The organism is Rhizobium sp. SVR5-9E (genome assembly GCF_056755095.1).
Genome location: NZ_JBNDHS010000762.1, coordinates 1 through 234 on the forward strand (window position 1 = coordinate 1; position 234 = coordinate 234).

Sequence of the window (234 nt, forward strand, 5' to 3'; positions counted from 1 at the left end):
CGACTAGTCGTCGGCAGCGTCAGATGTGTATAAGAGACAGGGCGTGCTTCGCGCCCATCCCGATCTTGCCGGGCGTCTGGCGATCGCGACAATGGAGAAGGCGCTGAACATCAAGGACTACATGACAGAGGCTCGCGTCACTGCAAAGTCTGTCTCTTATACACATCTCCGAGCCCACGAGACTACGCTGCATCTAGGGGGGTGGGTTTTGTTTGGAAAGGAGGGGGGGGGGGG

General features: G+C 58.5%; 1 protein-coding gene. It reads left to right on the top strand.

Annotated features, from left to right (window positions below):
- Positions 1 to 25: 25 nt before the first annotated feature.
- The coding region (locus ACPYOJ_RS36890) for a hypothetical protein (protein WP_481420617.1) at positions 26 to 234 on the top strand (209 nt) is incomplete at its 3' end.